The organism is Alphaproteobacteria bacterium, from assembly GCA_005883305.1.
Taxonomy (GTDB): Bacteria; Pseudomonadota; Alphaproteobacteria; order Sphingomonadales; family Sphingomonadaceae; genus Allosphingosinicella.
The window spans coordinates 1,214,820-1,231,914 of sequence record VBAC01000001.1 but is presented as its reverse complement, the minus strand read 5'-3'; the positions used below and the strand labels follow the sequence as shown (position 1 = coordinate 1,231,914).

At 67.9% G+C, this 17,095-nt stretch carries 14 protein-coding genes and 1 pseudogene; 14 read left to right on the top strand and 1 reads right to left on the bottom strand.

Translation table 11 applies throughout. The annotated features are described in order from the left end of the window. Window positions 1-73 precede the first annotated feature (73 nt). From E6G92_06065 to E6G92_06035, 7 genes and pseudogenes are all read left to right on the top strand, one after another. Window positions 74-1,534: an acyl-CoA thioesterase gene (locus E6G92_06065; GenBank protein ID TMJ20732.1), complete on the top strand. Its 1,461-nt coding sequence runs from the start codon at window positions 74-76 to the stop codon at window positions 1,532-1,534. A 23-nt stretch (window positions 1,535-1,557) separates the two neighbouring features. Next, window positions 1,558-1,797: pseudogene (locus E6G92_06060) on the top strand (hypothetical protein). Beyond that, window positions 1,790-2,260 carry a type II toxin-antitoxin system VapC family toxin gene (locus E6G92_06055; protein ID TMJ19352.1) on the top strand — a complete coding sequence of 157 codons (471 nt, stop codon included), beginning with the start codon at window positions 1,790-1,792 and terminating at the stop codon, window positions 2,258-2,260. Before E6G92_06060 ends, E6G92_06055 begins: the two are co-directional and overlap by 8 nt. 29 nt (window positions 2,261-2,289) lie before the next feature. Continuing rightward, window positions 2,290-2,739, top strand: a complete 450-nt coding sequence (locus tag E6G92_06050) for a GFA family protein (protein TMJ19351.1) — start codon at window positions 2,290-2,292, stop codon at window positions 2,737-2,739. Window positions 2,740-2,758: 19 nt separating this feature from the next. Beyond that, window positions 2,759-3,502: an alpha/beta hydrolase gene (locus E6G92_06045; GenBank protein TMJ19350.1), complete on the top strand. Its 744-nt coding sequence runs from the start codon at window positions 2,759-2,761 to the stop codon at window positions 3,500-3,502. 64 nt (window positions 3,503-3,566) lie between these two features. After that, window positions 3,567-5,435: a M2 family metallopeptidase gene (locus tag E6G92_06040; GenBank protein ID TMJ19349.1), complete on the top strand. Its 1,869-nt coding sequence runs from the start codon at window positions 3,567-3,569 to the stop codon at window positions 5,433-5,435. Further along, window positions 5,201-5,941: a YbjN domain-containing protein gene (locus E6G92_06035; protein ID TMJ19348.1), complete on the top strand. Its 741-nt coding sequence runs from the start codon at window positions 5,201-5,203 to the stop codon at window positions 5,939-5,941. Before E6G92_06040 ends, E6G92_06035 begins: the two co-directional genes overlap by 235 nt. A 155-nt stretch (window positions 5,942-6,096) precedes the next feature. On the opposite strand, the gene E6G92_06030 is transcribed toward E6G92_06035, so the two are convergent. Further along, complete coding sequence (locus tag E6G92_06030) at window positions 6,097-6,579, bottom strand: peroxiredoxin (GenBank protein ID TMJ19347.1); 483 nt, start codon at window positions 6,577-6,579, stop codon at window positions 6,097-6,099. Window positions 6,580-6,759: 180 nt separating this feature from the next. On the opposite strand from E6G92_06030, the gene E6G92_06025 reads away from it, so the two are divergent. The 7 genes from E6G92_06025 (at window position 6,760) to E6G92_05995 (ending at window position 17,090) form a co-directional block, all read left to right on the top strand. Further along, entirely contained in the window at window positions 6,760-7,320 is a 561-nt protein-coding gene (locus E6G92_06025) for a hypothetical protein (protein TMJ19346.1), read from the top strand. Between the two features lie 63 nt (window positions 7,321-7,383). Beyond that, entirely contained in the window at window positions 7,384-8,850 is a 1,467-nt protein-coding gene (locus E6G92_06020) for an adenosylhomocysteinase (GenBank protein ID TMJ19345.1), read from the top strand. 264 nt (window positions 8,851-9,114) lie between these two features. Continuing rightward, window positions 9,115-12,393 (top strand): TonB-dependent receptor, encoded by a 3,279-nt coding sequence (locus tag E6G92_06015; GenBank protein ID TMJ19344.1) that lies wholly within the window; start codon window positions 9,115-9,117, stop codon window positions 12,391-12,393. A 149-nt stretch (window positions 12,394-12,542) separates the two neighbouring features. Further along, window positions 12,543-14,915 carry a histidine kinase gene (locus tag E6G92_06010; GenBank protein TMJ19343.1) on the top strand — a complete coding sequence of 791 codons (2,373 nt, stop codon included), beginning with the start codon at window positions 12,543-12,545 and terminating at the stop codon, window positions 14,913-14,915. After that, window positions 14,912-15,355 (top strand): tRNA (adenosine(37)-N6)-threonylcarbamoyltransferase complex ATPase subunit type 1 TsaE, encoded by a 444-nt coding sequence (tsaE, locus tag E6G92_06005; protein ID TMJ19342.1) that lies wholly within the window; start codon window positions 14,912-14,914, stop codon window positions 15,353-15,355. Before E6G92_06010 ends, tsaE begins: the two co-directional genes overlap by 4 nt. Continuing rightward, window positions 15,352-16,329, top strand: coding sequence for an aminoglycoside phosphotransferase (locus tag E6G92_06000; protein ID TMJ20731.1), 978 nt, complete (start codon window positions 15,352-15,354; stop codon window positions 16,327-16,329). Before tsaE ends, E6G92_06000 begins: the two co-directional genes overlap by 4 nt. Further along, window positions 16,326-17,090 carry a nucleotidyltransferase family protein gene (locus E6G92_05995; GenBank protein TMJ19341.1) on the top strand — a complete coding sequence of 255 codons (765 nt, stop codon included), beginning with the start codon at window positions 16,326-16,328 and terminating at the stop codon, window positions 17,088-17,090. Before E6G92_06000 ends, E6G92_05995 begins: the two co-directional genes overlap by 4 nt. The last annotated feature ends 5 nt before the right edge of the window (window positions 17,091-17,095 follow it).

Here is a 17,095-nt window from a genome sequence, read left to right as displayed (position 1 = left end):
TTCACTACGGCCCGAAGTTGATCGCCGGGAGCGGCGCGGCGACCCGGCTCGCGGAGCTGCTGCCCGAAGGGCCATGCCTGTTCGTGACCGACGCGAACGTGCGAGCGCTCGGCCTCGCCGACGCGGCGCTGGCAGCGCTCCCGGATGCGATCGTATTCGACTCGGTCGAGCAGGATCCCTCGCGCGGTACGCTGATGGCGGCGGTCGCCGCGGGAGTGGGCTGCGCCTCGGTGGTCGGGTTCGGCGGCGGCAGCCCGATGGATGTGGCCAAGCTCGCCGCCTACCTCATCGGCAGCGGCGACGATCTCGACTCGATCTGGGGCGTCGGCAAGGCGACCGGAAAGGGCCTGCCGCTGGCGCTGGTGCCGACGACGGCGGGCACCGGATCGGAGGCGACATCGGTTTCGGTGATCACGGTGGGCGGCAGCGTCAAGAACGCTGTGAACAGCGCGCCGCTCAATGCCGATTGGGCGGTGCTCGATCCGGAGCTGACCGTCGGCCTGCCGCGCCACGTCACCGCGGCGACGGGGATCGACGCGATGGTCCACGCGATCGAAGCCTATACCTCGGCGCGGCGCAAGAACCCGGTCTCCGACATGCTGGCGCGCGAGGCGCTTCGGTTGCTGTCGCAGAACCTCATCGCCGCCTGCGACCGGCCGGACGATCTGGAGGCGCGCGGCAAGATGCTGCTCGGCGCCCATTATGCCGGAGTCGCGTTCGACAGCGCTCCGGTCGCCGGAGTCCACGCGCTCGCTTATCCGCTGGGCGGTCACTTCCACGTGCCGCACGGCCTTTCCAATTCGCTCGTCCTGACTCATGTACTCGGCCACAACATGCCGGCGGCGATGGCCGACTATGCCGAGCTCGGCTGCGTGCTCGATCCTGGCCTGGAGGCGCTGGGGACTCAGGCTCAGGCGCAAGGGCTGGTGGAGAGCCTCGCCACGCTGACCCGCGCCACCGGGCTGCCGCTGCGCCTCTCGGAAGTCGGAATTGGGCCGGAGCATCTCGACCTGCTCGCCTCGGAAGCGATGAAGCAGGAGCGGCTCCTTCAGAACAATCCCTGCCCGATCGGCGAGGCCGACGCGCGGCGGCTCTACGAGGCCGCGCTTTGAGGGCGCGCGCCGATTATCCGGTGTGGCGCGAGATCGCCACCCGCTGGGCGGACAACGACGCCTACGGCCACGTCAACAACACGGTCCATTACGCGTGGTTCGATACCGCGGTGAACGGCTGGCTGATCGAGGCCGGGCTGCTCGACGTCGCGGCCGGCGATCCGATCGGCCTCGTCGTCGAGACCGGCTGCCGCTACGCCGCTTCGCTCGCCTATCCGCAAGCCGTCGAGATCGGCCTCGGCGTCGAGCGACTCGGCACTTCGAGCGTCACCTACCGACTGGGAGTCTTCGCCAAGGGCGGGGAGGAAGCGGCCGCCGAGGGGCATTTCACCCACGTCTACGTCGGGCGGGAGTCCCGGCGGCCGGCGCCGCTGCCCGAGGGTTGGCGGGCGAAGCTGGAGGCGATCCGCTTGAGCGAGTGATAGCACTATGTTATCAGGGCTAGATGGCGCAGGCACTCATCCGCAAGATCAAGGACGAGACCTTGGAGGCGTTCCGTGCCGCAGCCAAGGAAAAGGGCCGGTCACTTGAAGCCGAATTGCGCGAGTTGATCGAGACCAACCGCCCGTCAACCAGAAAGGACTCCGCGACGCTCCTGAAGCTATCGGCGGAGCTTCAGGCGATGACTCCGCCCGATGGGCCGGATGCCAGTGACAGCACGTTACTGATCCGATGGGATAGAGACACGGATCACGGGAGATGGGTGGACGACGGCTGGGCGGACGATCGCAGTGCCGCTCGTCGTTGACGCGAGCGTCGCGGTCAAATTTGTCGTGCGCGAGCCTCGCTCGGAAGCGGCGCGACACTATCTGGAGATTTCAGATCCTCTAATCGGTCCGGACTGGCTTTTGATCGAGGCCGCGAGCGCTTTGTGGCGAAAGGTGAAGCGATCCGAATTGCTGTCAATTCATGCGGAGCGGAATCTTGAGGCCCTGCCCGAATTTTTCGAGCGGTTGCATCCCGCGCGCGAGCTGGTCGGCGAGGCACTCGCCTGGGGCTTTCGATTGCAGCACTCCGTCTATGATTGCCTGTATTTGGCACTGGCGCTTCGCGAGGATTGTGGATTGGTGACCGACGATGAGGAGTTTCATCAAGTCCTCGAGGCGGGCGGCCATTCGGGAAGATCGGTGTTGCTGCCCAGAACCTAGAATCTGAAACCGACAGGAGACGGTGGTGAATGACTGACACGATGGCCGGCGGCTGCGCCTGCGGCAGGGTTCGCTACACGGCGCGTATCGAGAATGGCGACGCTTATCTCTGCCATTGCCGGATGTGCCAGCGCGCGACCGGGAGCGTCTCGATCGCGTTCAAGAATGCGATGAAGGCCGACGTCGCCTGGGAGGGGGAGCCGGACTGGTTCGAGAGCTCTCCGATCGCCCGGCGGCCTTATTGCGCCTCGTGCGGCACGTCGCTTGGCTTCGACTATCCGGACAGCGACAAGATCGACCTGACCGTCGCTTCGTTCGACGATCCGTCGCGGTTCGTGCCCATCAGCCATTTCGGGGCGGAGAGCATGCACCGGGACTGGCTCAATACCGAGGGCCTGCCGGAGATGCGCAGCGAGGAATACGAGCCCCTGGTCGCGCGGTGGACCAAGGCGACCGGCGGCATGCCGCATGCAGGTTGAGGCCGCGGGAGACTCGGCAATGAGGCAGGTTTTCACGGCTCCGGACGGCGTCGAGCTCGCCTGGCACGAGCAGGGGGAGGGGAAGCCTGTCATCCTGCTCCACGGGCTGTTCTCCGACGCCGACACCAACTGGATCCGCTTCGGCCACGCCGGGGCGATCGCCGGGCGCGGGTTTCGGGTGATCATGCCGGATCTGCGCGGGCACGGGACCAGCGCCCGGCCGCACGAATCCTCGGCCTATCCGAAGGACGTGCTCGCGGGCGACGGGATCGCACTGGTGAAGCATCTGGCGCTCGCCGATTACGATCTCGGCGGCTATTCGCTCGGAGCCCGGACGGCGGTGCGAATGGTCGCGAAGGGCGCGGCGCCGCGGCGGCTGATCGTCAGCGGCATGGGCTTGCAGGGGCTGCTCGACACCGGCCGCCGCTCGGAGCATTTCAAGACGATTCTCAAGGGCCTCGGGACGCATCCGCGCGGCTCGCCCGAATGGCTGGCCGAGGCGTTCCTCAAGACCACCGGCGGCGATCCCGAAGCGCTGCTTCCGCTGCTCGATTCGTTCGTCGATACGAGCGAGGAAATGCTGCGCAGCATTTCGATGCCGACGCTCGTCCTGTCGGGCGCCGAAGATCACGACAACGGCTCGTCCGAAGCGCTCGCCGCTTTGTTGCCGGCGGGCGAATATGTCGAGGTTCCCGGCAATCACATGAGCGCCGTCACGAAGCCGGAACTCGGGCAGGCGATCGCGGATTTTCTCGCCCGTTGACCCTGTGTTTTCGCAGGTCCATGAGCGCCGCACGCCAGATGACATTGCGAGGAGTGCCGACCCGATGAAAAGCAGCGTATCCCTGCTCGCCCTGACCCTTTCCGCCTGCCTCGCCGCCGGCTGCACGACGGCCGCGGCCGACCAGAGCGCAGCCGCCGGTGCGCCGCCCGCGGCAGCGTCCGCACCGGCGGCCGCTCCGACCGCCGCCGAGGCCGACGCGTTCATCGCCCGGGCGGAGCGGGAGCTCAGCGAATTCGGCGCCATTTCGGCCCGCGCGCAATGGGTCAACGCGACCTACATCACGCCGGACACCGACGCGCTCGCCGCGCATTTCGGAACGATCGGGACGGAGATGGGCGTTCGCTACGCGACCGAGGCGGCGCGCTACGCCAACGTCCCCGGCCTCAGCCCGGACACGCGGCGCAAGCTCAACATCCTTCGCAACGGCCTCGTCCTCGCCGCTCCGGCCACGCCGGGCGCCGCGGCCGAGCTCAACCGGATCTCGACCGACCTTTCGTCGCAATATGGCCGCGGCCGCGGGACGATGGGCGGCGAACAGCTCACCGGCAACGAGATCGAGGCGCGGATGGGAACGGTCCGCAACCCGGCCCAGCTTCAGGAGATGTGGAAGAGCTGGAACGACAATGTCGGATCGCCGATGCGCCAGCCCTACCAGCGCATGGTCGAGATCGCCAATGCCGGGGCACGCGAGCTCGGCTTCGCCGACACCGGCGCGATGTGGCGCTCCAAATACGACATGAGCCCGGACGAGTTCGCGGCGCTGACCGAGCGGCTGTGGACCGAGGTCCGCCCGCTCTATGTCGAGCTTCACTGCTTCACCCGCGCCGGCCTCAACCGCCGTTACGGCGACGCCGTTCAGTCCGCCGACGGCCCGATCCGCGCCGATTTGCTCGGCAATCTGTGGGCCCAGGAATGGGGCAATATCTACGACGTCGTCGCGCCCGCCGGATCGGGCCGGCCGGCTTACGATCTCACCAACCTGCTCGAGCGCGCGCATTACACGCCCGAGCGGATAATCCGCACCGCCGAGGGCTTCTTCACCTCGCTCGGATTCGAATCGCTGCCGCAGACCTTCTGGGAGCGATCGATGATCACCCAGCCGCGCGACCGCGAAGTGATCTGCCACGCCTCGGCCTGGGACGTCGACAACGTCAACGACCTCAGGATCAAGATGTGCACGCGGGTCAACGCCGACGACTTCGTCACCGCGCACCACGAACTCGGCCACAATTTCTACCAGCGCGCCTACAATAGGCAGCCGTTCCTTTATCTCGACAGCGCCAATGACGGCTTCCACGAGGCGATCGGCGACACGATCGCGCTTTCGGTCACTCCCGAATATCTGCAGCAGATCGGCCTGCTCCAGGCGAACCAGATGCCGACCCCGGACCAGGATCGCGCGCTTCTGCTTCGCCAGGCGCTCGACAAGATCGCCTTCCTGCCCTTCGGCCTGCTCGTCGACCGCTATCGCTGGGGAATCTTCTCCGGCCAGATCGCGCCCGGCGAATATCAGGCGGCTTGGGACCGGATGCGGCTCGAATATCAGGGCATCCGCCCGCCGGTGGCGCGGAGCGAGACGAACTTCGACGCCGGCGCCAAATATCACGTTCCGGCGAGCGTGCCCTACACGCGCTATTTCCTCGCCCGGATCCTCCAGTTCCAGTTCTTCAAGGCGGCGTGCGACATTGCCGGCTGGCAGGGGCCGCTTCACCGCTGCTCCTTCTACGGCAACCGCGAGGTCGGCCGGCGGCTCAACGAGATGCTCGCCATGGGCGCTTCGCGGCCCTGGCCCGACGCGCTCCAGGCCTTCACCGGCACGCGCGAGATTTCGGCCGAGCCGATGGTCGAATATTTCCGGCCGCTGCTCGGCTGGCTGCGGGAGCAGAACCGGGGACGGCGGTGCGGCTGGTAGCATCGACCGCATTGGCGCTGGCGGCGTCGTCCGCCGGCGCCCAGGCGCCGCCGCCCTGGAATCCGGCAGCGCCCGAAAACCGGCAGGTGCTTTCGACCTTCAACTACGAGACGGTCGAAAGCGTGCTGACCCAGATCCGCGCGCAGTTCGTCCGGCGGGGGACGGCCGAGCGGCCCGCGCTGGACGTCACCTTTCCCAACCGCCGGCGCGCGGCGATCCTGTTCGGCAATTGCGAGCGGGCAGGGGCGGCGTGCAAGGCGATCAGCATCCAGGCGCTGTGGAACCGGCCTACGGGGCCGGCCGCGGCGCGGCTGCCGGCGGCGGTCCAGGCTTTCAACCAGCGCTACGCTTTCTCGCGTGCCTATCTCACCGCCGACGGGCGCCCGGCGCTGCAGCGCTATTTGACCGCCGATTTCGGCTTCATCCGCGGCAATCTCGCGGTCAACCTGCTGGTCTTCGCCAACCAGAGCGACCGCTTCGCCGCCGAGGTGATCGCGGCGCGCTGAACGCGTGACGTTGGTGGTGAAGGTCGTCACGGCACCATTGTGCCGTGACGTCGATCGGGTTCGGCGTGCGCCGACCCGTCGGCCGGCCGGGCCGACTCCTTCGGCAGCTCCGGGGCCGCTTCGCGTCCGCGGTGCTGCCGTGGGGACGGCCTCGACTACAGCTGCCCGACCAGGAACTCCGCGCTCGACACGTTGAACGCGCCGGGCTCCTCGACGTTGAGCCGGGCGACCACGCCGTCGTCGACGATCGCCGACCAGCGCTGGCCGCGCTTGCCCATGCCGAACTTGGAAAAGTCCGCCGAGAGGCCGAGCGCGTCGGCGAAATCGCCGTTGCCGTCGGCGAGCATCGTCACCTTCCCGTCGGCGCCGGCCTGCTTGCCCCAGGCGCCCATCACGGAGGCGTCGTTGACCGAGACGCAGGCGACCTCGTCGACGCCCTTGTCGCGAAGCTCCTCGGCGCGCTCGACGAAACCGGGCAGGTGGCGGGCCGAGCAGGTCGGCGTGAAGGCTCCGGGCACGGAGAAGAGAGCGACCTTGCGGCCGGCGAAGAAGTCGCGGGTCTCGACCGGCTGCGGGCCTTCGTCCGTCGCCTTGGTCAGGGTCATGTCCGGAATACGGTCGCCGACCTGGATCGTCATGTCACTCTCTCCTCGAAATTCGTTCGGGCCGGGGCCTTAGAGCATGATCCACTTCGATTGAAGCGGATCATGCTCTAAAGTTTTTTGTCGCCGCATTTTCCGAGCCGTCAGGCGATCCGCCTGACTGGAAAATGCTTCAGGCAATTGTCCGCGCCTTCGCCAAACGCCTATAGCGCGGCCATGGACGCCCCCCGATTCCTCAGCGGCCAGTTCCTGCTCGCCATGCCGGGCATCGGCGATCCGCGCTTCGAGAAGGCGGTGATCGCCATGTGCGTGCATGACGAGGAAGGCGCGCTCGGCATCGGGCTCGGGCGGGTGGTGCCGCGGCTCGGCTTCCACGATCTGCTCAAGCAGCTCGACATCGAGCCGGGGGAGGCGCCGAACGTCCCGATCCACCTCGGCGGCCCGGTCGAGCCGCAGCGCGGCTTCATCCTCCATTCGAAGGACTGGAGCGGAAGCGAAAGCGTCTATGTCGGCGAGCGCTGGATCCTGTCGGGGACGATCGACGTGCTGAAGGCGATCGCCGAGGGCAAGGGGCCGGAGCGGTGGGTCGCGGCGCTCGGCTATGCCGGATGGGGCCCGGGCCAGCTCGAGCAGGAGCTGGCGCGCCACGGCTGGTTCGCGACTCCGGGCGACGAGGCTTTGCTCTACGGCTGCGACGTCGACACCCGCTGGGCCGCGGCGTTCCAGGCGGCGGGCATCGATTCGCGGCTGCTCACCGCCGATTTTGGGACCGCCTGAACTTCACATATAAAGATATCTTTATATTTGCATTTGCCTCCTTCCCCGGTTAGTGGGCCTGCCATGCGACCGCCTGCCTCGCCGGGCGGTCTTTTCGCTTTTTCAAGGAGACACGCCGTGGCCACCCAGCCCAAGCCCGACTTCAGCGACTATGTCGTCGCCGACATCAACCTCGCCGCGTTCGGCCGCAAGGAGATCGAGATCGCCGAGACCGAGATGCCCGGCCTGATGGCGCTGCGCTCGGAATTCGGCGCGTCGCAGCCGCTGAAGGGTGCCCGCATCACCGGCTCGCTCCACATGACGATCCAGACCGCGGTGCTGATCGAGACCCTGACCGCGCTCGGCGCCCAGGTCCGCTGGGCCTCGTGCAACATCTTCTCGACCCAGGACCACGCCGCGGCGGCGATCGCCGCCACCGCCGTGCCGGTCTTCGCGACCAAGGGCGAGACGCTCGAGGAATATTGGGATTACGTCGTGCGCATCTTCGACTGGGGTCAGGACCAGACCTGCAACATGATCCTCGACGACGGCGGCGACGCGACGATGTTCGCCTTGTGGGGCGCGCGAGTCGAGGCCGGCGAGGCTCTGTTCGCGCCGACCAACGAGGAAGAGGAGGTGTTCGTCGCGACCCTCAACCGCTTCCTCGCCGAGCGCCCGGGCTACCTGACCAAGACCGTTCAGAACATCAAGGGCGTCTCCGAGGAGACCACGACCGGAGTCCACCGGCTCTACGAGCTGGCCAAGAAGGGCAAGCTTCCGTTCCCGGCGATCAACGTCAACGACAGCGTGACCAAGTCGAAGTTCGACAATCTCTACGGCTGCAAGGAGAGCCTGGTCGACGCGATCCGCCGCGCGACCGACGTCATGCTCGCGGGCAAGGTCGCGACGGTCGCCGGCTTCGGCGACGTCGGCAAGGGCAGCGCCGCGAGCCTGCGCAACGGCGGCGCGCGCGTTCTCGTCACGGAGGTCGACCCGATCTGCGCGCTCCAGGCGGCGATGGAAGGCTATGAGGTCGTGACCATGGAGGAGGCGGTCACCCGCTCCGACCTCTTCGTCACCGCCACCGGCAATGCCGACGTGATCACGGTCGATCACATGCGCTCGATGAAGAACATGGCGATCGTCTGCAACATCGGCCATTTCGACAGCGAGATCCAGATCGCGGCGCTCCAGAACATGAAGTGGACCGAGATCAAGCCGCAGGTCGACGAGGTCGAGTTCCCGGACGGCAAGAAGATCATCGTTCTCGCCAAGGGCCGCCTGGTGAACCTCGGCTGCGCCACCGGCCATCCGAGCTTCGTGATGAGCTCAAGCTTCACCAACCAGACTCTGGCGCAGATCGAGCTGTGGACCAAGGCGGACTCGTACAAGAACGACGTCTACGTCCTGCCCAAGCATCTCGACGAGAAGGTCGCCGCGCTCCACCTCGACAAGCTGGGCGTAAAGCTCTCGAAGCTCAGCCAGAAGCAGGCCGATTATATCGGCGTTCCGGTCGAAGGCCCGTTCAAGCCCGACCATTACCGCTACTGATCGCCACGGGCGAGACGACGGCCGCCGGGGCAAGCGCCCCGGCGGCGTTTTTTTTGGTCCGGCAGGCTCGATGGCGGCGCGAGCCGCGCTTTGCGCCCCATGATCTCAGTTGCTTAAGGCGAGAGGGGGGCGGGCGATGAATGTGGCATTAATGTAACAGGTTTGACATTATCCGGAGGACGGCTCGCAAGCGCATTTCCTTTTGCTGACAAGCCGATAATGAGAGCCACAGCCAAAAACCTGCACTTTTGGGGGATTCTCCGTATGCGCCGTCTCCAAGCTTCCATTCTCGGCTCCGCTTCCGTAGCCGCCCTTGCCATCGCCGGCTTCGCAACGCCGGCCGCCGCGCAGGACACGCCGTCCGCGGGCCAGAATTGCTCCAGCCTTCCGACCCAGGCCGAGCGCGACGCCTGCGCCGCCGGCGAAGTCGGCACGCAGGGGACCGCCCCGGCGACCGAAGGCGGCGCCATCACCGTCACCGGTTCGCGCATCCGCCGCCCCAACCTCGAATCGACGGTTCCGATCACCTCGGTCGGCATCCAGGAGCTGACCGACACGGGTGACGTCAACCTCGGCGACAACCTCAACGACCTGCCGTCGCTGCGCTCCTCGTTCAGCTCGGGCAACTCGACCCGCTTCATCGGCACCGCCGGCCTCAACCTGCTCGACCTTCGCGGCCTGGGCACGAGCCGCACCCTGGTGCTGGTCAACAACCGCCGCCACATCACCGGCTCGCCGGGCGACTATCTGGTCGACGTCAACACGATCCCGCTGACGCTCGTCGAGCGCGTCGACATCGTGACCGGCGGCAACTCGGCGATCTACGGCTCGGACGCCGTCGCCGGCGTCGTCAACTTCATCCTCCGCCGCGATTTCGACGGCCTGCGCTTCCGCGCCCAGGCCGGCGTCTCCGATCAGGGCGATCGTCCGCAATATTTCGCGGGCCTCACCTGGGGTCGTAACTTCGCCGAGGATCGCGGCAACGTCGCCGTGGCGCTCGAATATACCCGCGCCGAGGCGCTCTACTTCACCGATCGTCCCGACCTCACGGGCGCTTATGACGGCCGCTGCCAGTACGACCTGGTCGAACCGCAGGGCGCGGCCGGCGGCGAAACCGGCCTGAGCAACTCGGACGGCACGCCGGACACCCAGTTCCTCTGCGGTATCCGCAACGCCGGCATCTACAACGGCGGCAGCGTCGCCCCGGCGCTTCCGACCGGCCAGACCTGCGCCCTCGGCCTTGCCAACAGCATCCCCGCCGGCCCGATCCGCACCGCGCGCTGCGAAGCCAACGGCCAGCCGAGCATCTTCTACTTCAACGATCGCGGCGAGCTCGTCCGCGACGTGATCGGCAACGATCTCCGCCTCAACGGTTCGGGCAACGTCCAGGGCAGCCACGGCTCGACCCTGCGCGACACCGGCCAGCTCGCGGCGGGCATCACGCGCTACGCGGCGAACCTCCTGGCGCGCTTCGAAGTGTCCCGCGCCTTCCAGCCGTTCCTCGAAGCCAAATACGTCCACATCGACGCCACCCAGGAAGGGCAGCCGAGCTTCGTCCAGGGCGGCACGCTCGGCACGCTTCGCTGCACCAACGCGTTCGTCACGCCGCAGATCCTGGCCCAGCTCCAGGCGGTCGGCCGTTGCACCACTCCGGCGACCGGCACCTTCCCGATCAGCCGCTTCAACGTCGACTTCGGCGGCCGCGGCGAGATCCACGATCGCGACACCTATCGCATCGTCGCCGGCTTCGAAGGCGATTTCATGGACGACTGGCACTATGAGGTCGCCTTCAACTACGGCCACCTCAAGACGCACATGCGTTCGCTGAACAACCTCGTCATCGCCGACCCGACGGGCAATTTCTTCGCCCGCTACGTCGATGCGCTCGACGCCGTGCAGACCTCGTCGGGCCCGCAGTGCCGGATCAACACCGACGCCGATCCGACCAACAACGATCCGGCCTGCGTGCCGATCAACCTGTTCGGCGCGGGCGCCCCGAGCGCCGCGGCGCTGGGCTACGTCAACACCACCGCCATTCGCCGCGAGACGGCGTCGGAGCTCCAGGCGACCGCCTTCGTGTCGGGCGACTCTTCGCAGTGGTTCGAGCTGCCCGGCGGTCCGGTCGGCTTCGCGCTCGGCGTCGAATACCGGCGTGAGGAGGCCTATTCGGCCTTCGATCAGCTGACTCAGAACGGCGCGACCTTCCTGAACGCGATCCAGACGTTCGATCCGCCGGCGCTGGAAGTGAAGGAAGCCTATGGCGAAATTCGCTTCCCGATCCTTCGCGACATGCCGTTCGCCCAGGAGCTGACGATCGAAGGCGCGGCCCGCGTCTCCGATTACAACCAGGGCAGCACCGGGACGACCTGGTCGTACAATCTCGGCGGCACCTGGGCTCCGATCCGCGACATTCGCTTCCGGGCGAATTACTCGCAGTCGGTGCGCGCCCCGACCCAGTCGGACCTGTTCTCGCCGCTGTCGGAGAACTTCAACCAGCTCGCCGATCCGTGCGACGTCGCCAATATCGGCATCGGCAGCCGTGCATCCAACTGCGCCGCGGCCGGCGTTCCGGCGACGGCCACGGCAGCCCTGGTCGCGGCCTGCTCGGGCACGGCCTTCCCGGCCACCCTCGGCGGGCCGTTCATCAACTGCCTCGCACGCTCGTCCTCGACCAGCTTCCTTCAGGGCGGCAACGAGAACCTGCGCGAAGAAACCGGCAAGAGCTACACGATCGGTGCGGTGATCGAGCCGCGCTTCCTGCCCGGCTTCTCGATGACCGCCGATTACTACCACATCAAGGTCGAGAACCTGATCTCGGTCCTGGGCGCCCAGCAGATCCTCAACGGCTGCTACGACCAGGCTCCGGGCAACTCGCTCTGCACCTCGATCAACCGCGATCCGGCGACCGGCCTGTTCACTCCTCCGGCACTGCTCGCCGCGGGCGTGAACTTCGCCCGCCAGGTGACCGAAGGCCTCGACGTCGAGCTGGCCTATCGCCGGACCTTCGAAAACGGCCATCGCCTCACGGCGCGCGCGATCGGCACCTACGTGTTCGAGCTGACCAACTACATCGATCCGTCGTTCCCGAACGTTCCGAACCGTCAGCTTTCCGAGCTCGGCGATCCGGTCTTCTCGGCGAACCTCAACCTGAACTACGATTTCGGCGCGTTCGATGTGACCTACAACATGCGCTACATCGGCAAGCAGACGATCACGGCCTACGAGACGATGCACTCCTATCCGGGCCTGTGCACCGCCGCTTATGCCGCCGCTCCGCCGGCCGGCCTCGGTTGCTCGCTGAACTCGGTGGCCCTGCTGCCGCCGACCAATGCCGACAGCCGTCCGCGCATCCACTATCCGGACGTGTTCTACCACAGCATCCGGCTCGGCTACCAAGTCAACGAGCAGTTCAGCTTCTACGGCGGCGTCGACAACATCCTCGATCGCCTGCCGCCGCTGGGCCTGCTGGGCACCGCCGGTGGCGACCCGTTCGACTCGATCGGCCGCTACATCTACGCTGGCGTGAACGTGAACTTCCGCTAAGCGCAAGGCAGCTTACGAGAAACTGGGGGCGGGCCGTTCGGTCCGCCCCTTTTCTTTTGCCCGCGCCCCGCCTTCCGAAAGCGCGCCGCCGCCGCTAGACAGACTCTCATGAGCGAAGGGCGCGGGACTTGGTAACGCTGACGCCGGCAATGGCGGGCTTGATCGCGCTCCTCGCCGGGGCGTGGCTCGCCGTGGCCTTGTGGTTCACGATCGCCGGCGCGCGCCGTTCCGCCGCGGCGCGGGCCGTGATCGACGAACATGGCCGGCTCGGCGCGCTGATCGAGGCCGGCCCCGCCGCGCCGCTGCTTGTGGCGCCCGACGGCGCGATCTCCGGCTCGGGCCGGCTCGCGGGGGCGCTCGGCCTCACCGAGCTTCCGCCCCGCTGGCTCGCCTTGTTCGGCGACGACAAGCCCTTTCCGGCCGAGGCCGCGGCGCCGCTGGGGCGGGTGCTCGCGGAGGCGGCGGCCGGCGGCCGTTCCAGCCTGACCGTGCGCCCGGCGGGCTCGGCGCGGATATTCAGGGTCGATGGCAGCCCCGCTCCGCCCGGCTTCGGCGAGCGAAGCGCCGTGCTCTGGTTCGTCGACGTGACCGCGTCCGAGGAGGAGAAGGCGCGCCTGACCGCCCAGCTCGAGCGCCGCTCCGAAGCGCTCGACGCGCTTTCGGTGCTGATCGAGGCCGCGCCCTTCCCGATGTGGCACCGCGGGCCGGACCTCAGGATGGTGATGGTCAACGGCGCCTATGTCGACGCGGTCGAAGGCGAGAACGCCGCTTCGGTCGTCGCCGAAGGAACGGAGCTGATCGACGAGGCGGAAGGCCGAAGCCCGCTCGCCGACGCCGCCTGGGTGCGCGATCGCCAGGAGGCCTCGTTCCGCACCGTCCCGGCGACCGTCGCCGGGGAGCGGCGGATGATGCAGGTGGTCGAGATCCCGCTCGGGCCGAACGGCGTCGCGGGCTACGCGATCGACGTCGAGGACCAGGAACGCGCCCGCTCCGACCTCGACCGCTTCGTCCGCGCCCAACGCGACATGCTCGACCGCCTGTCCGCGGGAGTGGCCCAGTTCGGCCGCGACCGCTCGCTGATCTTCTTCAACGAGCCCTTCGCCCAGATGTTCGCCCTGCCGGCCGACTTCCTCGGCGACCGCCCCGAATTCGACCGCGTGATCGAGGCGATGCGCGAGGCCGGAAACTTGCCCGAGGTGCGCGACTTTCCGGACTGGAAGGAAGCGCACCGGGCGTGGTTCACGAGCGGGCTGGAGGCGGAGGAGGAGGACTGGCTGCTTGCGGGCGGGAGGCATTTGCGAGTCGTCGCCCAGCCGCTGCCCGACGGAGGCCTGCTGACGATCTTCGAGGATCGCACCGAGCAGATCCAGCTCGCCTCGGCGCGCGACACCCTGCTTCGGGTCCGCTCGGCGACCTTCGACAATCTGTTCGAAGCGGTCGGCGTGTTCGCCGCGGACGGGCGGCTGAATCTTTGGAACAACCGCTTTCGCGAGGTGTGGGGCTTTGAGGAGGAGCAGCTCGCCAAGCACCCGCGGGTGGACGCGCTCGCGCCGCATCTCGCCGGCAAGCTCAAGCGTGCCAGCCATGCGGGGCTCGTGCGCGAGCTGGTGCGCAGCGCGACCGTCGAGCGCAAGCAGCGCGGGGGGCGGGTGTCGATGCTCGACGGGCGCGAGTTCGAGTTCGCCGCGGTGCCGCTGCCCGACGGCAACGCGCTGTTCACCATGCTCGACATATCCGACAGCCGGAAGGTCGAGTCCGCGCTTCGCGACCGCAACGAGGCGCTGGAGGAAGCGGACCGGCTGAAGACCGCCTTCGTCTCCAACATGAGCTACGAGCTGCGCACCCCGCTGACCTCGATCGCCGGCTTCGCCGAGATGCTGTCGGCGGGCTATGCCGGCGATCTGCCGTCGGTGGCGTCCGAATATGTCACCGCAATCCTGGACAGCGTCGTCCGGCTCGGCGCGCTGATCGACAACGTGCTCGATCTCACGCAGAGCGAGACCGGCGGCCTTCTGCTCGCCGAGGAGGAGGTCGACCTCGGAGACCTCTGCAATGAGATCGCCGAAGACACCCGCCGCCTCGCCGACCGCCAAGGTATCGAGCTCGCGGTGCAGTCCAAGGGGTCTGCGGGAGTGATCACCGGCGACAGGCGGCGGCTCGCCCAGGCAGTCGGCAACGTCGTTCGCAACGCGATCGCCTACACCGACAAAGGCGGACGCGTGCTGCTGCGCGTGGAAGGCGGGCGCGATGCGGCGAAGATCATCATATCGGACAATGGCCGCGGAATCGCTCCGGCCGATCAGGCGCGAGTCTTCGACCGCTTCCAGCGCACGGTTGAGGGGCGCGGAGACGAGCAGGCGTCGCTCGGCCTCGGCCTTCCGCTCGCGCGCCAGTTCGTCGAGGCGCACGGCGGCGTTCTTCAACTTCAATCCAAGCCAGGCGAGGGGACGACGGTCACCATCCGCCTGCCGCGCACCGCCGACCAGCGCGCGGGCTACGCCGCCGCCCGCGCCGCGGGATGATCCGCCTTCCGGACGAGGCGGCGACCGAGGCCCTCGGCGCTGCGCTGGCGCGCGTGCTGGCGCCCGGCGACGCGATCGCGCTCTATGGCACGCTCGGCGCGGGGAAGACGACCCTGGCTCGGGGACTGCTGCGTGCCCTCGGCCACGAGGGCGACGTCGCCAGCCCCACCTTCCCGATCGTCCAGGCCTACGATCCGCCCGATACGCATATTCCCGTCTGGCACGTCGATCTCTACCGGATCGAGCATCCGTCGGAGCTCGACGAGATCGGGCTCGACGAGGCGCGGGGCGAAGCGGCCTTGCTGATCGAATGGCCGGAGCGGCTGCCCGCCTTGTGGGCCGATGCGCTCCGCCTGACCCTGGCGGTGGAGCCGGGCGGCGCGCGCGCCTTGACTTCGCAGGTGCCGCCCGCTTGGGGAGGGCGATGGCCGCCGAGATGATTCCGCCGCCGGGCGCGCCCGATTTCCTCGCCGCGCACGGCTGGGACGGCTGCAAGATCCTCCCTTTGGCCGGCGACGCGAGCTTCCGCCGCTATTTCCGGGTCCATCGCGGCTCGGAGCGCGCGGTGCTGATGGACGCGCCTCCGCCGCACGAAGATCCGCGCCCGTTCATCGCCGCCGCCGAATGGCTCGCGAAGGCGGGGCTTTCCGCCCCGGCGATCCTGGCCCGCGACCTCGATCAGGGCCTGCTGCTGATCGACGATTTCGGCGACGCCCGGCTGCGGGAGACGCTCGACGAAGCGCCCGGGCGCGAGGCCGAGCTCTACGCCATCGCCACCGACCTGCTCGTCCACCTCCACGCCCGGCCGCCCATGCCCGGGCTGAGGCCGCACGGGCTGGAGCAATGGATCGAGGAGCTGCAGCTTTTCCCAGACTGGTATTGCGAAGCCCTCGGCCTGTCCGTCGACCGCGCCGCCTACGATGAAGCCTGGCGTCAGGTGCTGGGCGCCGTGGCGGCGGACGGCCTCGGCCCGGTCACCGTCCTTCGCGACTATCATGCCGAGAATATCATGCTGATCGAAGGGCGCAGCGGCGTCGCCCATCTCGGCCTGCTCGATTTCCAGGACGCGGTCGCCGGCCATCCGGCCTACGATCTCGCCTCGGTGCTGGAGGATGCGCGCCGCGACGTCTCCCCCGAAATCGAGCGGGTGATGATCGATCGCTATGCGGAGGCGGCGGGGAAGGGACCGGAGTTCGAGCGCGCTTATTGGGCGCTCGCCGCCCAGCGCAACACGCGAATCCTGGGAGTCTTCACCCGCCTGTGGAAACGCGACGGCAAGCCCGGCTATCGCCGCTTCCAGCCGCGCATGTGGGGCCTGCTGGAACGCGATCTGGAGCGCGAGACGCTCGCCCCGATCAGGGCCTGGTTCGACTCGAACGTGCCGACCGATAAGCGCGCGGCGGCCTGGGCATGAGCCGGTACCGAAAGCCGCTGTCGCTCCGTCCCGATCCGGCCGCGGCGGTCCCCAGGACCGCGATGGTGATGGCCGCGGGCCTCGGCAAGCGCATGCGCCCTTTGACCGCCACGCGCCCCAAGCCTTTGGTCCAGATCGCCGGGAAGGCGCTGATCGACCATACCCTCGAACATCTGCGCGCGGCGGGCGTCGAGAAAGCGGTGGTCAACGTCCATTATCTCGCGAGCGCCCTCGAAGCTCATCTCAAGCACAATGTTCAAGGCATTGAGATCGTTGTCTCAGATGAGCGGAAACAATTGCTCGAAACGGGCGGGGGCCTGAAGCGGGCGATGCCGCTGATCGACGCCGATCCGTTCCTCGCGGTCAATTCGGACAATCTCTGGGTGGATGGGCCGGTCGACGCCCTGCGCCTGCTCGCCTCCCATTGGGACGAGGCGCGAATGGACGTGCTACTCCTGCTGGTGCCCCAGGCGCGGGCGCATTGCCATCTGGGGCCGGGCGACTTTCATATGAGCGCCGGCGGCGCCCTCCGCCGCCGCAAGCCGCGCACGGTGGCGCCATTCGTCTTCATCGGCATCCAGATGATCTCCAAGCGCCTGTTCGAGGAAGAGACGCCGGAGGGCCCCTTCTCGACCAACCTGCTGTGGGACCGCGCCATCGCCCGCGGCCGCTGCTACGGCACCGTCCACCAGGGCCTGTGGTTCGACATCGGGCGGCCGCAGAGCATCGCCAAGGCCGAGGCGATACTGCAAAGCATCTGAGCTCA